General features: G+C 48.0%; 24 protein-coding genes. 16 read left to right on the forward strand and 8 right to left on the reverse strand.

What is annotated here, in order from left to right; all coding sequences use genetic code 11:
* Positions 1-90: 90 nt before the first annotated feature.
* From WJM45_RS11640 to grxC, 4 genes are all read left to right on the forward strand, one after another.
* A complete protein-coding gene (locus WJM45_RS11640; protein WP_341325271.1) occupies positions 91-288 on the forward strand; it encodes a (2Fe-2S)-binding protein in 198 nt (65 codons plus the stop codon).
* A 498-nt stretch (positions 289-786) separates the two neighbouring features.
* Entirely contained in the window at positions 787-1,251 is a 465-nt protein-coding gene (bfr, locus tag WJM45_RS11645) for a bacterioferritin (protein WP_341325272.1), read from the forward strand.
* Positions 1,252-1,372: 121 nt separating this feature from the next.
* Entirely contained in the window at positions 1,373-2,023 is a 651-nt protein-coding gene (locus tag WJM45_RS11650; RefSeq protein WP_341325273.1) for a class II aldolase/adducin family protein, read from the forward strand.
* 30 nt (positions 2,024-2,053) lie between these two features.
* On the forward strand, positions 2,054-2,311 hold the full coding sequence (grxC, locus tag WJM45_RS11655) for a glutaredoxin 3 (RefSeq protein ID WP_341328936.1): 258 nt from the start codon (positions 2,054-2,056) through the stop codon (positions 2,309-2,311).
* Between the two features lie 67 nt (positions 2,312-2,378).
* On the opposite strand, the gene WJM45_RS11660 is transcribed toward grxC, so the two are convergent.
* Positions 2,379-3,902: a sodium-dependent transporter gene (locus WJM45_RS11660; RefSeq protein WP_341325274.1), complete on the reverse strand. Its 1,524-nt coding sequence runs from the start codon at positions 3,900-3,902 to the stop codon at positions 2,379-2,381.
* A 511-nt stretch (positions 3,903-4,413) separates the two neighbouring features.
* On the opposite strand from WJM45_RS11660, the gene WJM45_RS11665 reads away from it, so the two are divergent.
* Together WJM45_RS11665 and WJM45_RS11670 are read left to right on the forward strand one after the other, a co-directional pair.
* Positions 4,414-4,848 carry a hypothetical protein gene (locus WJM45_RS11665; protein WP_341325275.1) on the forward strand — a complete coding sequence of 145 codons (435 nt, stop codon included), beginning with the start codon at positions 4,414-4,416 and terminating at the stop codon, positions 4,846-4,848.
* A gap of 60 nt (positions 4,849-4,908) precedes the next feature.
* Positions 4,909-5,967: a PA0069 family radical SAM protein gene (locus tag WJM45_RS11670; protein ID WP_341325276.1), complete on the forward strand. Its 1,059-nt coding sequence runs from the start codon at positions 4,909-4,911 to the stop codon at positions 5,965-5,967.
* Between the two features lies 1 nt (position 5,968).
* On the opposite strand, the gene WJM45_RS11675 is transcribed toward WJM45_RS11670, so the two are convergent.
* Both WJM45_RS11675 and WJM45_RS11680 read right to left on the reverse strand, forming a co-directional pair.
* The gene (locus WJM45_RS11675) at positions 5,969-8,413 is read right to left on the reverse strand and encodes an SAM-dependent methyltransferase (protein ID WP_341325277.1); all 2,445 of its coding nucleotides are present in this window, start codon (positions 8,411-8,413) and stop codon (positions 5,969-5,971) included.
* 3 nt (positions 8,414-8,416) lie between these two features.
* Positions 8,417-9,154, reverse strand: coding sequence for a protein-L-isoaspartate(D-aspartate) O-methyltransferase (locus WJM45_RS11680; protein WP_341325278.1), 738 nt, complete (start codon positions 9,152-9,154; stop codon positions 8,417-8,419).
* 108 nt (positions 9,155-9,262) lie between these two features.
* On the opposite strand from WJM45_RS11680, the gene WJM45_RS11685 reads away from it, so the two are divergent.
* The 4 genes from WJM45_RS11685 (at position 9,263) to WJM45_RS11700 (ending at position 13,925) form a co-directional block, all read left to right on the forward strand.
* Complete coding sequence (locus tag WJM45_RS11685; RefSeq protein WP_341325279.1) at positions 9,263-9,427, forward strand: hypothetical protein; 165 nt, start codon at positions 9,263-9,265, stop codon at positions 9,425-9,427.
* Positions 9,428-9,808: 381 nt separating this feature from the next.
* The gene (locus WJM45_RS11690; RefSeq protein WP_341325280.1) at positions 9,809-11,020 is read left to right on the forward strand and encodes an alpha/beta fold hydrolase; all 1,212 of its coding nucleotides are present in this window, start codon (positions 9,809-9,811) and stop codon (positions 11,018-11,020) included.
* The gene (locus tag WJM45_RS11695) at positions 10,972-12,534 is read left to right on the forward strand and encodes a flagellar hook-length control protein FliK (RefSeq protein ID WP_341325281.1); all 1,563 of its coding nucleotides are present in this window, start codon (positions 10,972-10,974) and stop codon (positions 12,532-12,534) included. The genes WJM45_RS11690 and WJM45_RS11695 overlap by 49 nt, the downstream gene beginning before the upstream one ends.
* A 521-nt stretch (positions 12,535-13,055) precedes the next feature.
* Positions 13,056-13,925 (forward strand): HDOD domain-containing protein, encoded by an 870-nt coding sequence (locus WJM45_RS11700; RefSeq protein WP_341325282.1) that lies wholly within the window; start codon positions 13,056-13,058, stop codon positions 13,923-13,925.
* Positions 13,926-13,981: 56 nt separating this feature from the next.
* Here WJM45_RS11700 and WJM45_RS11705 read toward each other — a convergent pair whose 3' ends face one another.
* Positions 13,982-14,419 (reverse strand): hypothetical protein, encoded by a 438-nt coding sequence (locus WJM45_RS11705; protein WP_341325283.1) that lies wholly within the window; start codon positions 14,417-14,419, stop codon positions 13,982-13,984.
* A gap of 668 nt (positions 14,420-15,087) precedes the next feature.
* Between WJM45_RS11705 and WJM45_RS11710 the strand changes: the two genes are divergently transcribed.
* From WJM45_RS11710 to WJM45_RS11720, 3 genes are read left to right on the forward strand one after another with little or no spacing between them, the layout of a single operon-like run.
* The gene (locus WJM45_RS11710) at positions 15,088-15,336 is read left to right on the forward strand and encodes a hypothetical protein (RefSeq protein ID WP_341325284.1); all 249 of its coding nucleotides are present in this window, start codon (positions 15,088-15,090) and stop codon (positions 15,334-15,336) included.
* Complete coding sequence (locus WJM45_RS11715) at positions 15,332-16,621, forward strand: IS4 family transposase (protein WP_341328937.1); 1,290 nt, start codon at positions 15,332-15,334, stop codon at positions 16,619-16,621. The genes WJM45_RS11710 and WJM45_RS11715 overlap by 5 nt, the downstream gene beginning before the upstream one ends.
* Positions 16,622-16,678: 57 nt before the next feature.
* Positions 16,679-17,101 (forward strand): PEP-CTERM sorting domain-containing protein, encoded by a 423-nt coding sequence (locus WJM45_RS11720; RefSeq protein WP_341325285.1) that lies wholly within the window; start codon positions 16,679-16,681, stop codon positions 17,099-17,101.
* Positions 17,102-17,433: 332 nt separating this feature from the next.
* Here the strand turns inward: WJM45_RS11720 and WJM45_RS11725 are convergent, their stop codons facing one another.
* The gene (locus WJM45_RS11725; RefSeq protein ID WP_341325286.1) at positions 17,434-17,967 is read right to left on the reverse strand and encodes a hypothetical protein; all 534 of its coding nucleotides are present in this window, start codon (positions 17,965-17,967) and stop codon (positions 17,434-17,436) included.
* Positions 17,968-18,542: 575 nt separating this feature from the next.
* On the opposite strand from WJM45_RS11725, the gene queG reads away from it, so the two are divergent.
* Positions 18,543-19,661, forward strand: a complete 1,119-nt coding sequence (gene queG / locus WJM45_RS11730; RefSeq protein ID WP_341325287.1) for a tRNA epoxyqueuosine(34) reductase QueG — start codon at positions 18,543-18,545, stop codon at positions 19,659-19,661.
* A 735-nt stretch (positions 19,662-20,396) separates the two neighbouring features.
* Here queG and WJM45_RS11735 read toward each other — a convergent pair.
* From WJM45_RS11735 to WJM45_RS11745, 3 genes are all read right to left on the reverse strand, one after another.
* The gene (locus tag WJM45_RS11735; RefSeq protein WP_341325288.1) at positions 20,397-20,606 is read right to left on the reverse strand and encodes a hypothetical protein; all 210 of its coding nucleotides are present in this window, start codon (positions 20,604-20,606) and stop codon (positions 20,397-20,399) included.
* Between the two features lie 19 nt (positions 20,607-20,625).
* Positions 20,626-22,902 carry a DNA translocase FtsK 4TM domain-containing protein gene (locus WJM45_RS11740; protein ID WP_341325289.1) on the reverse strand — a complete coding sequence of 759 codons (2,277 nt, stop codon included), beginning with the start codon at positions 22,900-22,902 and terminating at the stop codon, positions 20,626-20,628.
* A 469-nt stretch (positions 22,903-23,371) separates the two neighbouring features.
* On the reverse strand, positions 23,372-24,100 hold the full coding sequence (locus WJM45_RS11745) for a metallophosphoesterase (protein ID WP_341325290.1): 729 nt from the start codon (positions 24,098-24,100) through the stop codon (positions 23,372-23,374).
* Between the two features lie 88 nt (positions 24,101-24,188).
* Here WJM45_RS11745 and ispG point away from each other — a divergent pair, with 88 nt between their 5' ends.
* A complete protein-coding gene (gene ispG, locus WJM45_RS11750; RefSeq protein WP_341325291.1) occupies positions 24,189-25,415 on the forward strand; it encodes a flavodoxin-dependent (E)-4-hydroxy-3-methylbut-2-enyl-diphosphate synthase in 1,227 nt (408 codons plus the stop codon).
* 56 nt (positions 25,416-25,471) lie between these two features.
* A complete protein-coding gene (locus tag WJM45_RS11755) occupies positions 25,472-25,966 on the forward strand; it encodes an ATP-dependent zinc protease (RefSeq protein WP_341325292.1) in 495 nt (164 codons plus the stop codon).
* The last annotated feature ends 87 nt before the right edge of the window (positions 25,967-26,053 follow it).

The raw sequence follows: 26,053 nt of genomic DNA on the forward strand, positions 1-26,053 counted from the left end.
CGACCAATTACTCAAATCCAAAAAAACCGCTTTACATTCTAATGAGAATTGTTATTATTTACATAACCAACATTTATTGGAGCATTTCTCATGTACGTCTGTGTCTGTAAAGCGATTACCGATAAGCAAATTAGATCCGCTATTGAGAACGGCCACTGCTCGCGCAGACACCTGAATCAGTGTCTCGGCGTCGGCAGTGTATGCGGCAAATGCAGCCGTCACGTCAAACAAATTCTCGACGAAAGCCATGCTGAGCAACAATTAATGCCGCAAGCTGCTTTCGCCTGATCGATTACTTGCTGTTACCGGGCAAACCGATGCTTGACCTCCATCGGTTTGCCCGTTTTTTTCATCGTTCCCACGCTCTGCGCTCGCCGTTATACACAAGTATCGGTAAACTTACTAAACAGAGGTCATCGTATACCTGGAAACGGTGCTGTTTAATAAATCTGCGGATATCGGACATTAGTGACTTTCCCTCACCTAACGCTAGGTGAGAAAAAGTCGGGAACTTTGGGCGACAAAAAATGGTATCGAGGCCTCATTAGCTAAGATTACAAAACGGTAATTTTTTCTGGTTCCCACGGTCCTCCGTTGGAACCCATACCTTGTTAGCCGAGGCAAAATCGGGAGCGCTGGAGCGTCTCTACCTGGTTCCCAAGCAGAGTAAGGAAACCACTTAAGGAAGTAATTTTATGCTTTATCCTTGATTTACTTGAAGCCTTAAGCCTTTCGCGCTACCCTTTTCAAAACATCAACCATCTCATTATCATTATCGGAGCCGCCATGAAAGGAGACGCAAAAGTCATCGAATACCTTAACCAGGTTTTGGAAAACGAGCTAACCGCGATCAATCAATATTTTTTGCATGCCAGGATGTATAAAAACTGGGGTTTTGCAAAACTCAACGAGAAGGAATATCACGAATCGATCGATGAAATGAAGCACGCCGATCTAGTGATCGAAAGAATACTGTTTCTCGAAGGCCTGCCGAATCTTCAAAACCTCGGTAAATTATTGGTCGGTGAAAATCCGGAGGAAATGCTGGCTTGCGATTTAAAACTCGAACAACAAGCGGTTCCGGTACTCAGAGAAGCGATCGCTTATTGCGAAACGGTACAAGACTTTGTCTCCAGAGAAATTTTTGAGCATATTCTCGACAGCGAGGAAGAACATATCGATTGGTTGGAAACGCAATTGGAATTGATCGGAAAAATCGGACTGCAAAATTATTTGCAGTCGCAGATATAACTCTAACGGCGCTGTTTCGGCAGCGCCTTCGTATTCAACGAAACCGACCTCTTATCAAGCACATACATTGCCAAGCCGATTGGCTTTAGTGCCTCCCTTCCCTCGTAAATCGCCCTCATTTATGCAAGAACAAGAAGGCGTCATTAAATTCCGCTTCGATCATCAAAACCGGCCTATCGATCAAGCGATTTCCTTAAGCGCTCTCAACGCATGGCGTTCGATCTTATTCAAACTCGGCTTGATTGGCAGAGATCCCGCGCGTTACGGCGGGCTCGGATACGGCAACATCAGTTTGAAGCCGGATCTCAATAACAATGCGTTTATCATCAGCGGAACGCAAACCGGCCATATCGCAGAATTGAGCCGCGAGCATTACTGCGAAGTGTGGAATACCGATATCGAGCGCTATTTTCTACAGTCGAAAGGGCTGACCAAGCCTTCTTCGGAAGCTATCACTCATGCCTGCGTTTATAGCCAAGACGCCTCGATTCGATCGGTCATTCATATTCATAGCCCCGAAATATGGCAAAAAACCGCCGAACTCGCCCTCCCCCATACGCCGGCCGATGCCGCTTACGGAACTCCGCAAATGGCCCGGGCCGTCGCCGAACTCTTTCAATCCGGACCACTCGACGATAGGCCGATATTCAGTATGCTAGGTCATCAAGACGGCATCGTCGCCTTCGGCGATTCGATCGAACACGCGGCATGGCTATTGATAAAAGCGCTAGGAGATGCATTACGCATTGAAGACACGATCGATAAACAGTAAAATAGCCCACCTATATTAGAATTTATTAATATTATGCCGAACATACTCATCTACACGTCAAATCTCTGTCCTTACTGCACCATGGCCAAACGCCTACTCGACAAAAAAGGCGCGGTTTACAACGAAATCAATGTCGACTCCGAACCGAGTTTGAGACAAGAAATGATGCTTAAAACCAAGCGCCGAACGGTGCCGCAAATCTATATCGGCGATTTTCATGTCGGCGGTTTCGACGATTTATACGCGCTGGAGCAAGAAAGCCGATTAGACCCGTTGCTGGCCTCATAACCAAGTATCTGCCAAAGTAGCCTCTGCACCGATTTGAGCGTCAATGGTTTCGATAGCTGGGGCGAGGCTATGAAGCACTGGAACCCGCTCTGCTCTTGACCGATCGCCCCGGTTTACTCGGGCGATCGCTTCGCCAAGGCCTGCCGGCAACGATAAAGGCCGCGATCAAAGTCAGAATCAACCAATCCCTTCCGATTAGAATTAAGGCAGCCCAACTATACCCCCCGTAGGGCCTTTGCAATTCGTTGAATAGATCCCCTAAAAAGATAATGCCTAGCATCAAAGGAACAAATAACTTAATCAACAAAGCCCAGCCCATTCCTAATTTCAAACTGGATATCCGGTTGATATGCTGACGCAATTTGAATAGGTCGAAAGCCCAACCGATCACGATGCATTCCAAAATACCGACCGTCACCAAGCCGTAATGGGTGATAAAACGATCGACGATATCCAGCCAAAGTAAACCGCTTTGCGTCGTGAACACGATGCCGCCGAGACAACCAAATACACAAACGAAGGTCACCAGCAACTTACGATCGAAATTGAATTTATCGATCACCGCCGAAACGAAAGCCTCGACGATCGATACCGCCGATGATAATCCGGCAACCGTTAAGCATAGAAAAAAAATCGCCCCGAATAGATTACCGCCCGGCATTAGACCAATGGCTTTCGGATAAGCGACAAACGCCAAACCGATGCTTTGCGTCACCACATCGGCTATTTCCTTGCCTTCACTTTGCGCCATGAAGCCTAACACAGCGAACACGCCGAAACCGGTCAGCAACGAATACGCGCTATTGATCAATGCAATCAAAACCGCATTTCGAGTGATGTCGGTTTTATCCGGCAAATAACTGGCATAAGCGATCATGATTCCGAAACCGAGGCTCAGCGTGAAAAAAATCTGGCTGTAAGCATCGATCCAGACTTGCGGATCATTAAGCTTGGAAAAATCCGGCGTGATATAAACTTGAATGCCGTGCCACGCCCCGTCCAATTGTAGAGACCAAGCGACCAACACAATGGTCAGTAACAACAAAACAGGCATCATGATTTTGTTGGCGAGCTCGATGCCTTTTTGGACGCCACGGTAGACCACTAACCAAATCGCGAGCCATGTAAGGATAAGACCGAACAAAATAGGCGTTCGAATTTCGCCTAATCGAAAAGGACTATCGCTTACTCGTAAAAAATGCTTGAAAAAATAGGCGTTAGGATCGTCTCCCCAAGCCAGATTGAACGACAGTGCGAAGTAATTCAAACACCACGAGATAATCGCCGAATAGTATAATTCGATGCCGAACATCACGAAAATCACCGACCACCAGCCGAGCCATTCCCAGCGTGGGCTTATTTTATGATAAGCCAGCGGCGCGGAACCGACGCGCTCATGGCCAATGCCGTTTTCCAGTATCAACAGCGGAATGCCGGCCGTTAGTAACGCCGTCAAATAAGGAATCAGGAAAGCCCCGCCGCCGTGCTGGTAAGCCAGATAACTAAACCGCCAGATATTACCCAATCCGATCGCCGAGCCGACCGCAGCCATCAAAAAACCAAGCTGCGAGTTCCACCTTTCACGCGCCATGATTGCCTCCTATACCCCGTAGATCAAAATTCGGCACCGGGGTGTCCGTCAAAGGACGCCGTAAACCCAGCACCTAAATTATCCAAGTTAGCCAACCATAGTCAGTTAGCTATAGAATTTAGGTGCTGGGTAAATACATCCCTGTAGGCTCTATGCCAGCTCCATGCTGGTCCCTCACCTAGCGTTAGGTGAGGGATCGAGCACCCCGGTGCCTCCTCAAGCACTGCCGAAATTTGAAGTGCGAAAGGTATAAATTAACGATCGAATCACTCTCTCGATTACGAGTTTAGCATTTTTAATTCCCCGACTAACGATGCGCGTAAATGATTAAACCGGACAGTTCTTAACACGGGCATTTTTATCGCTAGCGATTCGCGGACTTTTATGTCAGGATTTATCAGCGTTCCATTTAAACTTGGCGCATTTTCGGATTGGCTATGCTTTGTTCGAGGAATGTTTCCAGTTTTGAATGCGAACATCAAAAATAATCACAAAACCGAGGAAAATCCCGATGAAAAAAATAATCAGCTTAGCTTCAATCATTGCATTATCCGTATTAACCCAAGTATCCGTCGCAGCGGAAGACACGCCTGCAAAACCGAAACATGAAATGAAAATGGATCATGACATGGGCGGCAAAGGGAAAATGGAAGGAATGGGCCAAGGAAAAATGGATCACGGCAAGATGCAAGGAAAGGGTGAGATGGACCATGGAAAAATGGGAGGCATGGGTGACATGGGCGGTATGGATCATGAAAAAATGCGCGAGCATTTAAAAATGAAACAAGAATACCAACTGAAATTGCATGGGCTAACGAATAAAATTCTGGCCGAAAAAGACCCTGCCAAACAACAAAAGCTTAAAGACGAACAATTAAAACTAATGGAACAACATCATATGCAAATGATGAAAATGCATAAAATGATGAAGGGCCATAAAATGTAAGAACGATTTCAAGTCGCGGCCGGCATGGCCGCGATTTCAAACTAAAGCCCAACTTGATCAATGATTTCCATCCCTCCGCATAAAGGCCGAGGCGCGACCGGTAACCCTAACGGCCGTTATAACCTAGAAAGCCGTGAGGCGTTTGACGACGGCTGGGATAATTTCGACGACGAACCCCCGCTACGCACCGAAGTGTCTCTGGAAAATGCAAAAACGATCATCAGCCGGAACCAGTCGCCCGACATCCCCTTCGAACAATCACTCAACCCGTATCGAGGCTGCGAACACGGCTGCATTTACTGTTTCGCTCGCCCGACACATGCTTATTTGGGCTTGTCGCCGGGACTGGATTTTGAAACCAAACTCACGGCAAAACCCGAAGCCGCAGAATTATTGCGCAAAGAACTTCAAAGCCGAAAATACCGCTGTACGCCGATTGCATTAGGCGCCAACACCGACCCGTATCAACCCATCGAACGCCGATACCACATCACCCGGGAAATACTCGAAGTATTGAGCAAATTCCGTCATCCCTGCACGATTACGACCAAATCAGCCATGATTGAACGCGACATTGATTTATTGGCGCCGATGGCCGAAAGCAATTTAGTACAGGTTAATCTTTCGCTCACCACATTAAAGTCCGAACTTTCCCGAACACTCGAGCCTAGAGCCAGTTCGCCGCAGCGCAGACTGCAAACCATTGAACGGCTGCATGAGAATAAAATACCAGTCAATGTCATGGTCGCCCCGGTGATTCCGGTACTCACCGATTCGGAACTGGAAAGCATTCTCAAAACCGCTGCCGAAGCCGGGGCGCAATCCGCCGAATATATCCTGATCCGGCTACCGCTTGAAGTGTCGGAATTATTCGAAGAATGGCTGAATACGCACGTTCCAAATCAAGCCAAGCATGTACTCAATCGTATTCGAGACTGCCGAAGCGGGCGCGCTAACGATCCGCGTTTCGGTACCAGGCTACGCGGAGAAGGCGTCTATGCCGATCTGATAGCGCAACGCTTTCGCATTGCTACGCGCAGGCTCGGACTCGATACCGGCATGCCGGCACTCGATTGTTCCCGTTTTAAATCCGGCCCGATTCAAATGGATCTATTCTGAATCAACGAACTCTGTTCTCAGCGGCAGGAAAACTCAAGGCTGCCAACGCATAGAGCCATAACGCCGAAAACACCAAGACGGTAAAACCGAATTCGGTCGCTATCAGCGCCGCCAATATCGCGCTTATAACCGAAGCACAGCCGTTTACGCCCCAAGCCCAAGGAATCAATGCCGGAACGCTACGCCCAAGACTAGCCATGCCCATCGGAAACGGCATGCCCATAAAAAACCCTAGAGGTACGATCAAGGCTATCGAACCGAGTACCTTACTGAATTCGCTACGTTGCAATAAAAAACCGGTAATAAATTGAAATTCCAAAATATATGCTGCACTTAACAGAACTATCGCAGCAATCGGCATGGCAATCCATATCCGGTTATTCTTTTCGGACAGTTTTTTGGAAAAACGGCTACCGATCCCGGCGCTCAACAGAAAGGTACTGACCACAACGGTAATGGCATACAGCGGATGGTGCAGAATCAGGATAAATTTTTGAATGAACGCAATTTCTACAAACAGAAAAGCCAAACCGAGACATGAAAAATAAAAGAAGATACGCCAATGCATCGCCGAGCCGGTTTCGATACCCAATTTGCGCTTCCAAAACCAAAGCGGCACGATGATCAACAAAAAGCTGACAGCGACCGCCTGCACTAAACCGGCAATCAATAATAAATAGCCGCTTTCCAATAAGGACATGCCGCCTTGGCCCAGCAGCGACCAGATTTCAGGTAAGGTCCGCCATTTGAAAAAATGGAAAAAATACGGCCGATCGTCGGTGGCAGGTTTGATATTGAATTTGTAATCGGCTATGAACGTTTCGCGTTCCTCGCCTAGCAATGCCGTTGCCGCTTGATAATAATACGGCTCCTGTAATATATTGAAGCGATTGACTTCAGTCTCGGCAACCCCCGGATAATAATCGGCATCGAAACCTCGTTCATCGCAAAATCGCCGTAAAGCGACCACCTCCGCTTCGGAAAACGTCCCGTTTTTGATCAGCATCGTCGCGGTTTGCCAACTGCGAATCAACACGATGTTTTGTTTAGGGTTTTCGCTACCCAACATTTTTAAGGCAGCACTGGCGGTCGCGAGTAATTTAAGCGTATCGCGCGGCGGCATCTTGATCCAGCGCGTCATGCTCAGATAACCGCCCAGCGTCAAATGTTCCAAATAAGCCTTAAGCGCTTCCTCGGTATACAGATAAGTTTCCGCCAACACGTAAAGTCCGGCTGACGAAGCGCCAAACGCGTCGAGCAGAGAAAGATTGATCAAGTCATAGCGATCACGCGAAGTCGCGACAAAACCGCGCGCTTCGGCGGTATGCAACTGAACCCGAGGATCGCTGTAAATATGGCCGGCGAAATCGGCATGCTTATCCTTGACTAAAGCAATCGTTTGCGGGCTCAACTCGACCGCATCGATAGCCGGTATCTTGTGATAAAGTGCCTGTAACACATCACCGCCGGTTCCCGCCCCCAAAATCAACACTTTTTCTTGGGCTTGCAAATGATAAGGCAAGGCCGATGTGCTTTGATCCAAATAAGCCAGATTAACCGAATCACCGTCATATCGGGTGATCGCCGACAAATTATCGGCATCGGTGAAAACGCCCAATTGCTCGGGCGGCTCGGCGTCGGCATTCAGACTCAAGCCGGGCGCATGGCGTAGCGGCATTTGCGTGCTTTCGATGACGCTCAAAAGCCCCAGAGGACTGGAATAATTCTCGACGACTTCAGTTCCCGGAATCCTCAATTGTTGGTTCAAGCCTTTATAAGGCGAGATGTTTAGAGTCCAGTCCGGCAGGGCCAATACGAAAACCGCGGTCATGGTTGCCGCGCCGACGGTGAACCTCACCCCGACTCGCCAGCGCCGGAAGAACAAGCTCTGCACTAACAAGCTGGCGACAATGCTCAAACCGCCGATGACCGGCAATATTTTTTCCGGGAATAAGACGAACAACAAGGCAATGATGCTCAGGCTACCGATGCCCGCGCCGCATAAATCGGCCGCATAAATCGACGAGACATCGCGGCGATAGCGGAAAAAGGACAAACCGATGACATTCGCGGCGAAAAAAAACGGCAATGCCAGTAATAAATACAAACTGCTTAAATACCCGAGTTGAACCGGCACCCACAACAGCTCAGCAGGATTAAACGGAATTTGTTGCGCCATGAGAAAGCAACCGGGCGCGGCAATACCGAATAACAATAAATTTACGGTAACAGCCAAACCATAGATGCCAATCAACCGTTCCCGATTGAATGCCAAAAACACCCCGCTCACGCCGTATCCGAGCAAGGCCAAACTGATGATCAAATAGGCAAAATGATGCCATTGTACGATCGAAAACAAGCGCATCAACAGCACTTCATAGGCCAGCGAACCGGACGAAGTGGCCGCAATCGCCAAAAACAACGGAAAAGCCGGTCTTCGTGTCATGGCTTAACGATCTCCCGTTAAAGGCACAAATCTGACCGGCAGTAACTGACGGCTCGTGATGCGGTTTTGTTGATCCTTGTTCACCAGCACGAGATGCTGCACGGTAAAACGGCCTCCGACCGGAATGATCATGCGTCCGCCCGGTTTCAATTGTTTGATCAACGGAGGCGGAATATGACTGGCGGCTGCGGTTACCATGATCGCATCGAACGGCGCGGCCTCTTCCCAACCGTAATATCCGTCACCGGCGCGCGATTGAACTTTAACGTAGCCTAGACGTTTAAGATCGCGCGCGGCCCGATCCGCCAAGGCCTCGATAATTTCTATCGTGTACACGCTACCGGCCACTTCGGCCAAAACGGCTGCCTGATAGGCCGAGCCGGTTCCGATTTCCAATACGCGGCTATTTCCATCGAGCTCCAGCAAATCGGTCATGATCGCCACGATGTAAGGCTGAGAGATCGTTTGCCCGTGCCCGACCGGCAAAGGCCTGTTTAAATAAGCATTAGGCCGTTGCGCCTCCGGCACGAATTCATGACGGGGCACTTTACGCAATGCCTGCAAAACCCGCTCGTCTAGTTCGCCTTTGCCGAGAAAATGGCTCGTCGACCTGACATCCGCCTGAATCATATCGATCAATCTGTTGCGTTGCCGCTCATAGGCCGTCTCGCCGGCCATTGCATAATCGGCAACGCCAAGCAGCATGAATGCAAAAATTAATAATCGGAATTGTTTATTCATTGTTTTGATACCCCCCTCCCCACCAATCATTTCAGTATTCGCCGAAAAGATCTAGGCTTAGTTACTGTGAAAGATCGTAAATTTGGATTCATTATCTAATTTTTCGATATGCAAAACTCCGTTCCGGCAATGCCGGCTCCGAAGAGGGTGCGGTTGCTCGACCGGCAGGCGTCGGCGGCAGGGCAGATTTTTGCTCCTCGGCAATTGCTGAGTTACATGTATGTAATGAATGCAGAAAATGCAGGAGCATTTTTCTGCCCTGCATTGCCCTAATACACGCCGTCCTTGGCTTTCGAGCCGCCGTCGAGCCTACATGGACGTATTTACCCAGCACCTAAATTATCTATGTAATCAATCATGGCCAATAGGCTATGGAATTTAGGTGCTGGGTTTACGGCGTCCTGTCGGGCGAGTGACAGCTCCCTCCCCACGCCCCGCACTTTCATTTGCCGGGGCGATGGCCAGGCCTTCATGAACGTTATGATAAAACCGCGTATCAATGTGTAATGAGTCATGCCGCACTCATTCCTTTACGAAACTTGTCAGCGTTAAAAGTTCGGTTTATTGTGAATCGAAATCTTCGTTAATCGTAATTTGTACAAGCCTTTTAAAAATTCACTGCTAAAAAATTAACCGAGTCGCATTGTTCACTTCATGACAAACTTATTCAAACTAATCGCTTTTTCGTGCTGTTTAGCCCTGCCGCTTATCGGGAGCGGCTGTTCGCATTCGGAAATCGCAACGGAACCTTACCAGATTTGGGGAGAGTCGATTTTTTTGCCGGTGGAAAACGGCAAATCACGGCGTCATATGCAAATCCGGGAACCCTCGCAATCAGCCGACGACATCCAAGCTTGTATTTTGATCGTACACGGCATGAACGAACATACCGGCCGCTATGCTGAAATCGCCCGGCATTTCGCAAACCGTTACCTCGTCGCCGGCATCGACATGACCGCACATGGTTTGAGCAATTCGGTCTATTTAAAAGCGCATGAAAGCCTCAAAGCCGGCGCCGATGAGTTTGATGTCAGCTCGGCGTTTTTAGAACAAGCCCAACTTAGAAACCTCGATGCGATGCGTAGCGACGTGGGCTTGGCGATCCAGCATCTGAGACAACGCTGCGATGAAAGTGCGGGAGACGACAAGCCGCTGGTTATTCTATCGCATAGCCTCGGTTCATTGGTCAGCGCTTCTTATTTACTCGAAGCCAAACTAAAAGATACGGTCGACGGCATCATTTTCACAGGTCCTGCGTTCGCGGTGACCGAAGTGCCGGGCTGGCGCGGTTGGTTTCAGAATCCTTTGATCCGCTTTACCTACCACACCCAGGAGCATTTCCTCCATCCCCATGACGAAGCGTTCCCGCTGATGCTGTTCAATCAATTCACGGCTTTGCTAACCGTGCCTTTACAAAACAGCATCATCGAATTTTTGTCGTTGCCCGGCATGCGAAATATATTTTCACCCAGCAGTCCAGACTGGGTCGCGGCCTATCTCAGCGATTGGGAAGTCGAACGTTTGCGCCATAAACACGACCGCTACATCATGCATCGGTCGATACTGCGTTATGTTCAAGGCGTGCAAAAGGAAATCATTCAATTCAGACGAAACATGGCCGATTTCGACACGCCCTATTTGTTGATTTATTCCGAATTCGACCCGATTACCGCAGCGTGGGGCAACATCGACTTCGCGGCCGTAACAATCGAAAAACACCCCCTGAACGAAGTCGTACCGCTTATCGGAAAAAGTCATCATGAACAATTGTTTTCCAAACCGAAGTTGCGTCGAGAAATCGTAGATAAAATCGATCGATGGCTCGAATCGTTGATTGCGAAACACAAACAACCGAACGAATACTGATTGAGGTCGTCGCGGTGGACATAAAATTACCGGTCAATACTCAAACGCTTACCGCGTTAGCCAAGGTAAAAGACCATCCTCTGGCGCAAAAAGTCGGTCAAGCGCTCGATGCTACAGTGATTCGAGTCGACAACAAACAAACCGGCATCACTTTAAAAATAAACGATCATACCTTAGAGGTTCAAAGCAACCGGCCTTTACCACTGGAAAAAGGCCAACCCTTAAAACTCATCGTTACCCGGCTGATACCGACGCTCGAATTTAAAATAGATTCCAATCCGTCACAGACCAAAAACGCTCCGGTTACCCTAACGGAACAAGCGACTGCTCCTGCAACCAAACTCGATACCGCCGCGCCCGACAAGACCTCGTTTAACCGCTTACCGCCACCGTCCAGTGAAACGATACAGGCTAAAGTCGTATCGGTAGGCCCGAATAGAATTCAACTTTCGTTTTCGACCGATAAATCAGCTGCGGGCACGCCTCGGCAAACGGTTGAATTACCGGCTGATAAAAATTCCGTTCAAAATCTGAAGCCCGGACAAAACGTTATCGTGGAGATTGCCCGGCACGGACTATCCCGGGAAATTAAAATCGCACCGACAACCCTCAGAGATATTCCGGCTACCCTTGGCCGCGAAAATACCGGCGGAATCGAAACCTTACCGATCGCGCGCCGTGACATTCCGGCAGTCGTCCGTGACATTTTACCGAGACACGAAACGCCAACCGTACTACTCAATCAACTCATTGCCGACTTGCCGTCTCTGCAAACCAATAAAACCGTTTCCGAAACATTGATAAAATTGGCCCGAGAAATACTGCAAAATCTCCAAAGACCGGAACAATTGACCGACGGTAAGACACTTAAAACGGCAGTCGAACGTTCCGGTTTGTTCCTCGAAGCCCGATTGCTCGAATTGACCAAACAGCAACCGGATCTTCTTAAATCGGATTTCAAAGGCTTATTACTCAAATTGATCCAGATTCTCAAACCGGAAACGGCTCCTCAATCGGAAAAACCGGTCAACGCTACGGAAATGGAACAACTCAAAAATTTGCTGCAAAAGACCGAAAATAGCGTCGCCAAGTTGACTCTGGATCAACTCGCCTCATTACCCAAGGACGACTCGCCGAAACAAGTCTGGCTTCTGGAAATACCGGTTCTCGGCGAGAGCAAGGCGCAATCGGTCAAAATAGAAATCGAGCGCGATAAACGTAACGGTTCCGATCAGGAGGAACAAACCAAATGGTCGGTATATCTTACGATAACGCCGCCAAATTTAGGAACGCTGCACTGCAAATTGTCTTATTCGGACGACAAAATCAATGCGCATTTTTGGAGCGAACAAGAGGCCGTAACCGGCCTTATCAAACAGAATATCGAACATTTAAAAAAACAATTCGAAGCCGAAGGACTCAATCCCGGCTTTATCGATGCTTTGGACGGCACGCCGCCCAGAAAGGAAACAGCCCCAACGATCGAGATGGGCTTGATTTACGAAAAGGCATGACCACAAAAAAGTTGTTCGGATTCGCTAGCTCTCAGTCATCCTATAAAAAGCATTTTGTCCACGAAAGACACGAAATATTCAAATGCTTAAATCATGATAAAGTCGAACCATTCAGTCCCGCGTAATTATCGCTCCCACGCTCTGCGCTCTTCGTTATACACAAATATCGGCAAACTTGCCAAACAGAGGTCATCGTATAACTGGAAACGATGCTGTTTGATAAATCTGCGGATATTGGATATCAGTGGCTCCGAGATCGCGATCTGGGGATCGCTCCCACAGAGCATCCAGGCCCTTGTGGGAGCGACGCCTTCGTCGCGATTTCGAAGTCGGTTACGTTAAGCAACAATAAAGGGTATCGAGGTCACATTTGCCAAGATAGCAAGACGGTATATCTACGACTTATGTATAACGGCGAGCGGTCTGCGTGGGAACGATAGGGAGATGTGAATAATTACGCAAAATTTACTAGAGCACCTATACTTATCATCACTTTAAAAAACAAAGTTCGAGAGAGCATTATGGTACCTAAGTCATTGATCGAAAAAGTCGGTTCTTTATATACCCTGCCGGATGTTGCATTGCGCGTCAATGAACTTCTAAGCTCCGATAAAGCCAGCAACGATCAATTGGAAGAAATCATCGTTCACGACCCGGCATTGACGGCCCAATTGTTAAAATTAGTGAATAGCGCCTACTACGGATTTCCGGGGAAGGTCGATACGGTTTCTCGCGCGATTTCGATGATCGGCAGGCAAGAATTACGAAATATAGTTATCGCGACTTCGGTGGCATCGACCTTTCAGGACATTCAGGAAGACTTGGTCGACATGGAGACGTTTTGGTATCACAGCATCACCTGCGGCGTATTGGCCCGACTATTGGCAGAACAATGCAAGAGAAGAGAGCGCGAACGTTTTTTCATCGCCGGTTTATTAAATAGCATCGGCAAGTTGATCTTGTTTAGCCAGTTTCCGGAAAAAGCCGGCGAAGCCTTGAGTTTTAAAGACCAAGGCGAGGATGCGGTCGCCGAAGCCGAGCAACGCATTTTCGGCTTTACCTATGCCGAACTCGGCGCCGAATTATTGAAGGAATGGAAATTACCGAGCAGCATTTGGCAATTAGTCGCCGCCCAAACCGATCCGATGAACGCAACCGATATCCTTCAAGATGCTTGCATTCTGCATGTGGCGGCTAAAATCGCCGCGAGTATCGAGCCTTGCTCGGTAAAAACCTATGACTTCGAAGACTTCAACCCGACCTACCTGCCGGAAGCGTGGGAGGCATTAGGCCTAAGCGACGAATCGATTAAGCCTTTGACGCTGGATGCCTCATTACAGGCATTCGAGATTTTGGGAATTATTAGGCCGGGAGCGACTTTGATTTTTTGATTGTTCAGACCTACTAGTGGTAAGAATGGCCCGTTATCAATTTTTATAAAACCGCCTCAATTAAATCCGCAGCCATTATTGCCTTCTAAAATGCTTGCCGTTACGTCCAACGCATTACCTGTTGCTGGCAGTGGTGAAGTACAAAACTGGTAAAGCTCTTGCTCGGGAACTTTATGTACGGAGTAACAATAGATAAAATTACCGCCACCGTAGCTATAACAAATTGCTCCTCGATCGGTAATTTCCCATGTACCCATTTCTTTAGTCGGATCAACCGGATCGTTCGGCCCTTTCTTATAGTCAAATATCTTTCCGCTTGGTTCATGATATTCCTGCCATTGATCGCCATTAGCCTTTTGAGCGCAAACAGTATTACCACTCAAAAGAGTACTTAAGGCATCGACCGAGAGTATTGTCTCTGTTTCACAATCAGCGGCAACCTCGCCAGCTATACTGGCAGACATGAAAATTCCGAGCATAATCATTTTTTTCATAGTTAAACCCATCCAAAAAGAATAAAGAACATCAGCAGGAAAGCACCTATTTACCAATTTCAGTCGTACCGAGAATTTCGCAAGTTCAAGAAGGTGCGAGACTTTGCTCGTCGAGAAATTCAGCCACATGAAGTTTCTATGGTCATCAAAATTAGCTAAGAAAAAATGGAATTTAGGTGCTGGCGCTAGATCTTAGCTCCCCCCCTCATAACAACACATTACCCATTTATAGCTAAATAATTTCAGATCAAATCAAGAGCTATAAAGTGTAAAAAACACCATAACCTTCAATGAACCTAGATAATATTGTATTTTTCAATTAAATTCTAAGATTTTTTATAATCGATAGCGCTATATACGGGACCAGTCACTTACCTGAAAATTGATCCTTCTGGTGATTTAGGATAAAAGAGCGAGTTGCCCCACCTAATTAATTGTGTTTACCTTGAGCAAATGCATAAAGATAATCGAGATTCGCCCAGCGATTCAATGCTTAAAAAAATCAACAAGGGTTTGATAATTTGTCAGCAATTTTTACAATCAATCAATCTCTTTTTTTCTCTGGAAACACAAGCAATTGTTTTTGATTTTAATTTATTAGCTGGCAATCATTTTGCTTTATAATTTAAAAATCTATTTTTCTCACCTCAACAACAAGGATTATCAGCATGAATCAAGCAACAAACTTATTTAAAGTATTTATTATCGTAGGCGCCATGATCCTTATCTCGCCGGCGCATGCCAGCTTCCAAGACTATTACGATGTCAACAATTGGCAACTTAAGATTACCCCAGGATCCGATGCCTCTATCGCATCCCGTTATACACAACTAGCCAATAGTTGTATGATTTGCGTTTTTGCACGAGGAGTAGAGATTCACAATGGGCTGGGAAACGGAAGAGTTATCAAGGATTGATCTAGGCGATCAACGTTTGAATGCACGCTCCATTAAGCTGCTCAAGCGGTTGTCGGCTAAACCGACGGCCAGTATTCCGGCGGCGTGTGGTGGATGGTCGGAAACTCTAGCGGCCTATCGCTTCTTGGCTCAAGATCAGATCGATTGGCAAGATATTCTGCAGCCCCATATCGACTGCTCGCTGACACGGATGCGGGCGCAGCCGGTCGTTTTATGTCTGCAGGACACCACGGAGTTGGACTTCAATGGTCGTCAAGCACAAGGATTAGGGCCTTTGTCGTATGAAGCCCAACGAGGCCTGTATGTTCATCCGACGTATGCCGTGACGCCGGAGCGCTTGCCCTTAGGGGTACTGGATGCTTGGATGTGGGCGCGCGAAGCGAAAGATGAACAAGGTGAACGTCCCGGTATTTTGGAGAGTTTACGCTGGATCGAAGGCTACGAACGGATAGCCGAACGGGCGGCAGAGTTGCCCGAGACGAGGCTGGTGTATGTTGCTGATCGGGAGGCCGATATCTTGGCCTTGATGCAGCGGGCGCATGCGCTGGGCAATCCCGCAGATTGGCTGCTTCGAGCCAAGCATAACCGCAAATTGAGCGGTGACACGGACAAGCTGTGGGATAAAGTCGCCCAAACCGATGCGCTCGGTGAGCTGGGGTTTTATTTACCGCCGCGCGCCGGACGCAAGGGGAGAAATATCGTCCAACAGGTGCGAACCTTGCGCGTCGAATTACCCGCCGAAGGTGGCGGGACGTTTGAAGTCACGGCGATTTTGGCCAGAGAAATCAATCCCCCCGCGGGTGAAAAACCTTTGGAATGGCGGCTGTTGACGAATCGAACCGCGGTTACGCTGTCCGAAGCCGCAGAACTGGTGGACTGGTATCGTTGCCGCTGGGAAATCGAAATGTTTTTTAACATTCTCAAAAACGGTTGCCAAGTAGAGGCCTTGCAATTATCGACCCTCTCCCGTATCGAACTGGCATTGGCATTATTCATGATCATTGCGTGGCGAATCGGCTACTTGATGCGATTGGGACGAGAATGTCCGGAGATGGACTGCGAAGTCGTGTTTGATCGAGAAGAATGGCAAGCCGCCTGGTTAGTGGCCCGTAAGCCCTTGCCGCCCAAGCCACCCCAACTCAATGAAGCCATTCGACTGATTGCCGGCTTTGGCGGATTCTTGGGACGTAAAGGCGACGGAGAGCCAGGTGCCAAATCGCTTTGGCAGGGATTGCAGCGTGTCATGGACTTCGCCATGGGAATACGTGCGGCTCGGGAGGCTTAGACTTATGTATAAAGGGATGCCTCTATCGACCTTAGCAATGCACCAAACTCAATTACCTTGATCGGAGGCAATAACGTCAATAATTTATCTGGATTCCCTGCAACTATCGACTTTACAATAATCGCGGATGCTACCGGCATGCTCTCATTCGATTGGTCTTATGAAACAAACGACAACTCACCCGCATATGACCCATTATTTTTTCTCCATAATGGCACTGAACATGGCCTGTCGGGAAATACTGGTCCTAAAACCCAAACCGGTTTTTTTGAATTTAGTGTTCAGATTGGCGATGTATTCGGTTTTCGCCAAGCATCTGTGGACAGTCTTTTTGGTTCAGCTCAATCAACAATTAGCAACTTCTCCGCACCGACTCCATTACCTAGCTTACCGATTCCGGAACCTGGTGCATTGGCGATGCTCGGAATCGCTTTAGCAGGTTTCAACTTTTTTCGCCGCCATCGCAATGAGTCGAAATAAATAATGCCCTTATTATCTAAGAAAATAGAAGCGCTTGAGGTTAGACTGCATTTAATCACAGGAAAAACAACACGACCACCCCACCTTCAAAGCTATATAATTGCGTCGGACGCCATGTAGCAAGGCATAGCAGGAAAATAATAGTCTCTGCATTTATGTTACTGAGCGGTTACCGAGAAGCAAATTCACACCTTACTGACCCGCCCCCGGCGTTTGCCTGTCGAAAAACTGCGTTTTTTATGATCAGTAATTACTAGAGTGTAAAACCGCATGATTTTTAGACTTGGACTTAATGCCTTAAATCCAAGCCCAATTGGAATTTTAATTTCGGTTTACATTGCATCGGCTTTCAAATGAGCCTCCGTAGCTCCCGCCATGTCCCCTTGCATTTTCCTAGCCTCGGCGATCAACAGCCAGCAACGTTTTTTTAATGCTTTATCGGAACCTGCCAATAATGCGGACTTTTTAGCCAAGTCCACGGCTTGTTGAGGCTTCGCTTGTTTAAGTCGAACTTCGGCCAATTTGTAAATCAATGTTGCGTTTCTCGGCTCGATTCTTAGCCCCCTCTCCAAAACAGCAGCCGCCGAATCCAGATTACCGGCACCGGCGCTTCGATCCGCATCGGAAATCATCGCAATCGCAATCGGGCTCAATTGAGCAGGTTGCACTTTTTGAGCAGGAGTTGCCCATGCCGGAGGAGCCGACGGCTCTAATGGAGCGGTTTTGACTTCCGGCGGCGCGACAGGCTTTTCTTTGACGATAGGTTTCGGCGGTTGCGGAACCGGTGTTTTATAATACGGTTCAACCGGAGCCGGTGCCTGCTGACCGGTTAAACCGGCACAACCGACCGCCAGCATCGGCAACATGGGTATAAATAACTTGTTCAATCGCATTTAAATACTATTCAATAAAGGTTTAATTGCCCGACAATACAAAATTGACCGGAAATTAAATTAAAGCTAAACGGCTGAAATTGATCTCACCCATACAAAATATTTCCGCATATTTATCTCGTTCCCAAGTTCTAACCTGGGAACGCATACCCTCAAGCTCTGCTTGGTAACTATTCAGTCCCCCATCAATTATCGTTCCCATGCTCTGCGTGGGAATGTCTGAGTACTGCTCCAGTGCTAAGAGACGCTAGAGCGTCTTAGTATTCATTCCCACGCCGGAGCGTGGGAACGATAGGGGGTGTGAATAATTACTCTGCTTGAGGTCACCCGGCAAGCGGAGCTTGAGGGTAGTCGCTCCCAAGCTGGAGCTTGGGAACGAGAAAAAATTCGCATCAATTGATGCCATCCGTTGCAGTATATTCGAAACACCTTCAGAACACGAATTCTAATCGAGCATCAACTGTATAGGCGCCTTTCGGGAACAGAAACCCAATCGAGCCTGTTAAACCATTAAACTCAAAGCAATCGAGTGAATAGCGCAATCATCAATGACTACAAAAAACATAAACCAGCTTTCTTCCCTGACTCAACGGATCAAACAATGGGGTCTGGAATTGGGTTTTCAACAAGTCGGCATCGCCGATACCGATTTAGCCGAAGCAGAGGCCCATCTCAATCATTGGTTGGACAAGGGTTTTCACGGCGAAATGGATTATATGCGGCGGCACGGACTCAAGCGCAGCCGCCCCGCTGTTTTGCAACCGGGAACGCGTAGCGTGATTTCGGTGCGCATGGATTATCTACCCGAATCGCCGGCAGCGATGAATCGAAACCTTGAAAAACCTTTGGCTGCGTATATTTCAAGATATGCCTTGGGTCGGGATTATCACAAATTATTGAGGCAGCGTCTTCAAAAACTGGCCGACCGGATTGCAAACGAAATCGGCGACTTCGGCTACCGGGTGTTCGTAGACAGTGCGCCGGTTCTCGAAAAAGCCTTGGCCGAGAAAGCCGGACTGGGCTGGATAGGCAAGCATTCCAATGTCATCAATCGTAAGGCCGGCTCTTGGTTCTTTCTCGGCGAGATTTATACCGATTTAGCGCTGCCGCCCGATACAAAAGCCGGCAATCATTGCGGAAGCTGTATGGCCTGTCTCGACGTCTGCCCGACACGGGCGATCGTTGCGCCCTATCAAGTCGATGCGCGCTTGTGCGTGTCATACTTGACGATCGAATTGCACGGCACGATTCCGGAACAGTTAAGGCCGTTGATCGGCAACCGAATTTACGGTTGCGACGACTGTCAGATCGTTTGCCCGTGGAACCGCTTCGCCCGCTTGACCGGCGAAAAAGACTTCAATCCCAGGCAACAACTCGACAGCCGACAATTGCTCGAAGTTTTCGCATGGGACGAAACGACTTTTCTGAAATATACCGAAGGTTCGGCGATACGAAGAATCGGTCACGAGCGCTGGCTAAGAAATATTGCGGTCGCGCTCGGTAACGCCCCTTATTCGGAATCGATCGTTTCAGCCCTGAAAGCCAAGCTCGAATATCCGTCCGACTTAATCAAGGAACATGTTTTATGGGCTATCGCTCTGCAGATCGAAAAAGCGAAAAAAAAGTCGGAAGTCATTTCTAATGACGCCCCCGGATTCGAATCGTAATGCTTCTATGAAACAAAACAGATTGTCTAAATCGAAGCCTTATAAGAACTAAACGAATGTAAGTATTCAGACCCTGACGTATCCCCACAAAACGCTCGTTCCCATGCTCTGCGCTTGCCGTTATACACAAGTATAAATATATTTATTGTGCAAAAAGCAGCGACCGAGCGCTAGGTTGCCGTGTCGTCCGAAAAGGCTATTGGTGTATGAGCGTTAGCGGCTTCGATAGTCGCGACGAAGGCGTCGCTCCCACAGCGGGCGGCGGATGCTCTGTGGGAGCGATCCCCTGATCGTCTCTCACCTAGCGTTAGGTTAGGGAAGGCCAGGAGTGTTAAGTGACAATAAAGGGTATCGAGGCCACATTGGCTAAGATGGCAAAAGGATAATTTATGACTTATGTATAACGATGAGTGCTCTGCGTGGGAATGCCGCTTTAGACGCTCTGCGTCGACTGCAGCGGGCAATCGGATTAAGAAACTGTAGAGAACGTATCGTTACTCTTGTCGTGATTATCGACCTCTGGGGACGCAGAGCGTAGGAACGATGAAAAAAATCAATATATCTATCAGTTTTCAGCCATAGAAAATTGTTTTATTTGGATATTTTGTGGTGATACATTAGGGATTGAGGAGGGGGGTATTTTAAAAAATCCCCCCTAGCCCCTCTTTTTCAAAGAGGGGGACTGAATACTTACAAACGAATCGATTTTTTCCTTAGAATAATTACAAAATCGAATTAGCTGATAACCCATTCAAGACCGTATTTTTTATCGTAGTAATAGACGATCGCCAAAATGGCCAGTTGAACAAAAAACAACAGCCAGAAATACACCATGAAGAGCATAATCTTGATCGGTTTTTCTTCCGATTTTTTTTGTGCGGACAACAACCAGCCTCCGACGAGGGAAACAATCAAAATCAAACCGCCAACCAGCGCTATATTCATTTTCGAGCTCTACGCAACATCAATCTTTCGGCGGAGGTGGCGCCAAAACTTCGCGCGAACCGTTAGATTCCGCCGGACTCACGACACCTGCCGCCTCCATATCCTCAATCATGCGGGCCGCACGGTTATAGCCGACCTTAAAACGGCGCTGCACACTGGATATCGACGCCTTCCGCGTTTCGGTAACAAACTGAACCGCCTCGTCGTAAAGCGCATCGGTTTCACTATCGGTATCGGAAAGCCCGCCGAACCCATCGCTATTATCGCTTCGCTCTTGCGTAATTTCGTCCAAATAATCGGCAGGCCCCGTTTCTTTTAGAAACTCGACGATACGATGCACCTCGTGATCGTCGACGAACGCACCGTGCGCACGAATGGGAATACTGGTTCCTGAGGGCAAAAATAACATATCACCATTACCCAATAGCGTTTCCGCCCCGCCCTGATCCAAAATGGTCCGGGAATCGATGCGCGAAGACACCTGAAACGATATCCGAGTCGGTACATTGGCCTTGATTAAACCGGTCAAGACATCGACCGACGGGCGCTGAGTCGCCAGAATCAAATGAATGCCGGCCGCTCGTGCTTTTTGCGCCAATCTTGCGATCAACTCCTCGACTTTTTTGCCGACGATCATCATCATATCGGCCAATTCATCGATTACAATCACGATACTCGGCAAAGTCGTCAAAACCGGAAATTCCTCGCCCTCTTCGAGCGGTCTCTCCAACACAAAAAACGGGTCGCGTATGCTTTCGCCTTTCGCATCGGCATCGTTGATCAATTGATTGAAACCGGCCAGATTTCTGACCCCCATCTTGGACATCAACTTGTAACGGCGCTCCATTTCGGCAACGGCCCAACGCAGGGCATTACTGGCCTCTTTCATATCGGTCACGACCGGCGTCAATAAATGCGGAATGCCTTCATAAACCGACAATTCCAACATTTTCGGATCGATCATGATCATTCGAACCTCTTTCGGCGTGGCTCGGTATAGCAAACTCAAAATCATCGTATTGATCGCAACCGACTTACCGGAACCGGTCGTACCAGCCACCAAAGCATGCGGCATCTTGCCTAGGTCGGCGACGACCGGCGCACCGGAAATATCCTTGCCCATCGCCAAGGTCAGCGGCGATTTAGCTTTTTCGAAACCTTGCGAAGCCAATAGCTCACGAAGCGTAACCATTTCGCGTTCTTGATTCGGGATCTCCAGACCGATATAAGGCTTGCCGGGAATGACTTCGACGATACGAACGCTGGTTACCGATAACGCGCGCGCGAGATCTTTCGACAAACTACTGACTCGACTGACTTTAACGCCGGCCGCCGGTTGCAATTCGAAACGAGTGATTACCGGGCCGGGATGGACACCAACCACTTCTGCAACGACATTGAAATCCTGAAGTATTTCCTCGACCAAACGGGACATATCCTGCAATTCGCTTGGCGAATAACCTTTGACTCGAATATTACGTTCGTCGAGCAACGATAAAGGCGGCAATTCGCCTTCTGAAACCTTACTAAAATCGATTTTCTTTGGCTTGGTTTTACTTGGTGGAGCAAACGATTCTTCTTGCAAATCCACTACTGGAGCGACTTTGGTTTTTTTCAGAGGTTTTCCTTTCGATTTTTCACGAGGTTTGACCGAAACCGGAGACTCCACCACCCGTCTTTCATATTGATTTTGTAGCACCCCGAACAGCCCTTGGCCTAGCCAACGACAAAATAGCAAGGTGTATTTACCCACGCCATCCATCAATTTAAACCAAGACAAGCCCGTAAACAGCGTCACACCGGCCAATAGAATTGCCAATAACATTAAGGTCGCACCGGTATCTCCCAAGGCCAACACAAAGACATCCCCGGTTTCCTGGCCTAAAATGCCGCCGGTCGAACCGGGCAAATCGATGTGAATTCTCAGAAAATGCAGATAGATCAATGAGGTTCCTGCCATCAAGGTAGCGATAAACCCTAACCAACTAACCGCAATGCTCAGTTTAGCGGTTTCCCGGCTTTTTCCGACATACATCAAATAGGCTTGGCGAATTATCATGATCGGAAATAAATACGCCATCAATCCGAAAACACTGAGCGTAAAATCGGCCAGCCAGGCACCAACCATGCCGCCGGCGTTATTGATGCCTTGCCCGGTGCCGCTATGGGTCCAGCCGGCATCTTCATTGCTAAAAGTGACGAGTGAAATTAAAAAGAACAATGCACAGGCCGCCAAACCTAATAAGGCAACCTCTCGCAAACCTCGAAATGTTTTTTCTTCAATCACTGCAGACATAAACAAGTTCTTTTGATTTATTTGATAAAACATCATTATAGATGATTAATTGAATATATAACATGAATTAGCCTAAGACCGGAAAAAATAGGTGATCGCTAACCGTAACGCAAATACGTCGATGCGAAATCTGCCGAAAACAGAATTTCAAATTTCGGTGAAGATCCGGGAAGGGAAAGAATATACCTTTCGTACTTCAAATTTCGGCAGTGCCTGAGGAGGTGTCGGGGTGCTCGGCTAAGGCTTTGCCAGCATGGAGCTGGCATAGAGCCTACAGGGACGTATTCACCCAGCACCTAAATTCCATAGCCTTTTGGCTATGCTAGCTATCTTCCATAATTTAGGTGCTGGGTTCACGGCGTCCTTTGACGGGCACCCCGGCGCCAAATTTTGATCTACGAGGGGCATACTTACACTTACCCTTCACGACTTACCGCTAACCGCTCACTGCTAACCCCACACACAGCCATCAAATTTCAACGACCTTATTCACATCAAAACCGTCAACCGTTTTACGCCCCATATAACCTCTTGGATTGCAAAGAATTCGAGCGCCGGCGATACGATAGTCGCTTATGCTGTGCACATGACCATGAAACCAGGCCGCTACCTCGTACTCATGTAAAAAGGCTTTTAAATCATTACAATAAGCAAATTTCTTCAATGCATAAGGCGAATCGTTCCAACTCCATGAAGTAGGCGCATGATGTGTCACTACTACGGTTTTGCCGTCGAATGGTCGTCGCAATTCGGCTTCAAGCCATTGCTTCGAGCGCTGATGTAATTTATAAAAGCTTTCAATATCGAAAGCATGACCGTTATAGGTAATTTTTCTAAAATCATTCAAGGTTTTCCCTAACGCCTCGGAAGTCTCTACTCCGTCTATCATTAAATCAGTCCATAGCGTGCATCCCAAAAACCTGACATCCTGATAAACGAAGAGGTTATTTTCCAAAAAATGAACTCGGCTGCCGGCGCATTCCATTCGTAACATTTTCAGCACCTCATGATACTCTCCGGTATAAAATTCGTGATTGCCGGCCACATAAATGACCGGTTTATTAAAGGTTTTCAGCCAATCCACGCCTTGTCTATTTACACCAATATCGCCGGCGGCAATGATGATGTCGGCGTCATTGCTCGGTGTTTGCAAATTGCCGAATTCCAAATGAACATCAGAAAAATAATTAATCTTCACGATTTAACTCTTTAGAATTGTCCGTATAGAGTATAATTGCGGCCATTCTTTCAGATAATGTCAACCATTTCCATAAAGATTTAAGTCTATGTCAATCAGCCCAAGAAAAATTACCCATCAAGTTCAAATCGGCGACATCAAAGTGGGCGGCGGCGCGCCAATCGTCGTGCAATCAATGACCAATACCGATACCGCCGATATCAAAGCAACAGTCAACCAAATCATGGAATTGTCGAAGGCCGGATCGGAAATCGTTCGGATTACCGTCAACTCCGAAGACGCGGCTAAAGCCGTTCCTGAAATCCGCAACCAACTCAATCAAAAAGGTTTTACCGTTCCTATCGTCGGCGATTTTCATTTTAACGGGCATAAATTACTCGAAAAACACCCTGCCTGCGCCGAAGCCTTGGATAAATATCGGATCAATCCCGGAAATGTCGGACGCGGTAAAAACCGCGACCCGCAATTTCAACAAATGATCGAGTTCGCTTGCCGCTACGACAAGCCCGTTCGAATCGGCGTTAACGGGGGCAGTCTAGATCAAGCGGTTTTAACGCGCCTTTTGGATGAAAACAGACAAAAAGAAAATCCGGACGAACTACCTGCCGTTACTCGAGAAGCGATCATCGTTTCGGCACTCGAAAGCGCGGCCCGCGCGGAAGAGATAGGCCTACCCGCCAACAAAATTTTATTGTCTTGTAAAATCAGCAATGTTCAAGAATTGATCAGCATTTATCAAGATCTGAGTAAACGCTGCGATTACGCGTTGCACCTCGGCCTAACCGAAGCCGGCATGGGCTCGAAAGGCATCGTGGCATCTTCGGCCGCGCTATCCGTGCTTATGCAACAGGGTATCGGCGACACGATTCGCATCTCGCTAACGCCTGAACCCGGAACCGCCAGAACGCAAGAAGTCGTCGTCGCTCAGGAAATTCTGCAAACCATGGGTTTTCGTTCTTTTACACCCATGGTTATCGCCTGCCCCGGCTGCGGTCGCACAACCAGTGACTATTTCCAAAAATTGGCGATGGAAATTCAAAATTATCTACGCGTCAGCATGCCGTCTTGGCGCACTAAATATCCCGGCGTCGAAGAAATGGAAGTCGCGGTCATGGGCTGCGTCGTCAACGGCCCCGGAGAAAGCAAGAATGCCAATATCGGCATCAGCTTGCCCGGCACCGGCGAAACTCCGGTCGCTCCGGTTTATGAAGACGGTGTCAAAACAGTCACCTTGAAAGGCGATCATATAGCCGAAGAGTTTCAAGCGCTGGTCGAACGCTATATTGAAACGCACTATGGAGATTCGGCTCGTTAGTTGGCAACCATAAGCCCCGGTTTTGATGCCGGGGCTTTATTATTGGATCAGACACAATGACTTCAGAATTTGTTGAACTGCCAAAATTAGGCTGGAGAGAATGGCTGGCCTTGCCGAATTTGAATATTCCCCGGATAAAAGCCAAAATCGATACCGGCGCTCGCACTTCGGCATTACACGCCTTTTATATCGATCCCTATAAAAAAGGCAAGGACCATTGGATCATGTTCAACATTCACCCCGACCAACATCGCATCGATACGGTCATCGAATGCCATGCCCAAGTTAAAGACCTGCGCATGGTTACCGACTCCGGCGGACACACAAGTCGCCGTTATGTGATTGAAACCGAACTTCTTCTTGGCACTTCACTGATCACAGCAGAACTGACTCTAACCAATCGCGACAACATGAAATTCCGTATGCTGCTAGGTAGAACCGCGATGCGCGGTCAATTTATTATTGACCCGGGAGCATCCTATCTCCAAGGCAAACCGGATCGAACGATGTTCGAAATGACCCAAAACTCGACGCCTGAGCAACGTACTTGAGATATTGACCATAGCTTTGCCGGTTTAGCAGTCAATAACAATAAGTCTTATTTCGCTAATTCTATTCACTATTCACTATTCACTATT

Origin of the sequence: Methylotuvimicrobium sp. KM2 (genome assembly GCF_038051925.1) — a bacterium.
Lineage (GTDB): Bacteria > Pseudomonadota > Gammaproteobacteria > Methylococcales > Methylomonadaceae > Methylotuvimicrobium.

Coding starts and splice junctions, on each gene's coding strand:
- WJM45_RS11640 (WP_341325271.1), top strand. CDS start 91: ATGTACGTCTGTGTCTGTAAAGCGATTACCGATAAGCAAATTAGATCC.
- bfr (WP_341325272.1), top strand. CDS start 787: ATGAAAGGAGACGCAAAAGTCATCGAATACCTTAACCAGGTTTTGGAA.
- WJM45_RS11650 (WP_341325273.1), top strand. CDS start 1,373: ATGCAAGAACAAGAAGGCGTCATTAAATTCCGCTTCGATCATCAAAAC.
- WJM45_RS11660 (WP_341325274.1), bottom strand. CDS start 3,902: ATGGCGCGTGAAAGGTGGAACTCGCAGCTTGGTTTTTTGATGGCTGCG.
- WJM45_RS11665 (WP_341325275.1), top strand. CDS start 4,414: ATGAAAAAAATAATCAGCTTAGCTTCAATCATTGCATTATCCGTATTA.
- WJM45_RS11670 (WP_341325276.1), top strand. CDS start 4,909: ATGATTTCCATCCCTCCGCATAAAGGCCGAGGCGCGACCGGTAACCCT.
- WJM45_RS11675 (WP_341325277.1), bottom strand. CDS start 8,413: ATGACACGAAGACCGGCTTTTCCGTTGTTTTTGGCGATTGCGGCCACT.
- WJM45_RS11680 (WP_341325278.1), bottom strand. CDS start 9,154: ATGAATAAACAATTCCGATTATTAATTTTTGCATTCATGCTGCTTGGC.
- WJM45_RS11685 (WP_341325279.1), top strand. CDS start 9,263: ATGCAAAACTCCGTTCCGGCAATGCCGGCTCCGAAGAGGGTGCGGTTG.
- WJM45_RS11690 (WP_341325280.1), top strand. CDS start 9,809: ATGACAAACTTATTCAAACTAATCGCTTTTTCGTGCTGTTTAGCCCTG.
- WJM45_RS11695 (WP_341325281.1), top strand. CDS start 10,972: ATGGCTCGAATCGTTGATTGCGAAACACAAACAACCGAACGAATACTG.
- WJM45_RS11700 (WP_341325282.1), top strand. CDS start 13,056: ATGGTACCTAAGTCATTGATCGAAAAAGTCGGTTCTTTATATACCCTG.
- WJM45_RS11705 (WP_341325283.1), bottom strand. CDS start 14,419: ATGAAAAAAATGATTATGCTCGGAATTTTCATGTCTGCCAGTATAGCT.
- WJM45_RS11710 (WP_341325284.1), top strand. CDS start 15,088: ATGAATCAAGCAACAAACTTATTTAAAGTATTTATTATCGTAGGCGCC.
- WJM45_RS11725 (WP_341325286.1), bottom strand. CDS start 17,967: ATGTTGCCGATGCTGGCGGTCGGTTGTGCCGGTTTAACCGGTCAGCAG.
- queG (WP_341325287.1), top strand. CDS start 18,543: ATGACTACAAAAAACATAAACCAGCTTTCTTCCCTGACTCAACGGATC.
- WJM45_RS11735 (WP_341325288.1), bottom strand. CDS start 20,606: ATGAATATAGCGCTGGTTGGCGGTTTGATTTTGATTGTTTCCCTCGTC.
- WJM45_RS11740 (WP_341325289.1), bottom strand. CDS start 22,902: ATGTCTGCAGTGATTGAAGAAAAAACATTTCGAGGTTTGCGAGAGGTT.
- ispG (WP_341325291.1), top strand. CDS start 24,189: ATGTCAATCAGCCCAAGAAAAATTACCCATCAAGTTCAAATCGGCGAC.
- WJM45_RS11755 (WP_341325292.1), top strand. CDS start 25,472: ATGACTTCAGAATTTGTTGAACTGCCAAAATTAGGCTGGAGAGAATGG.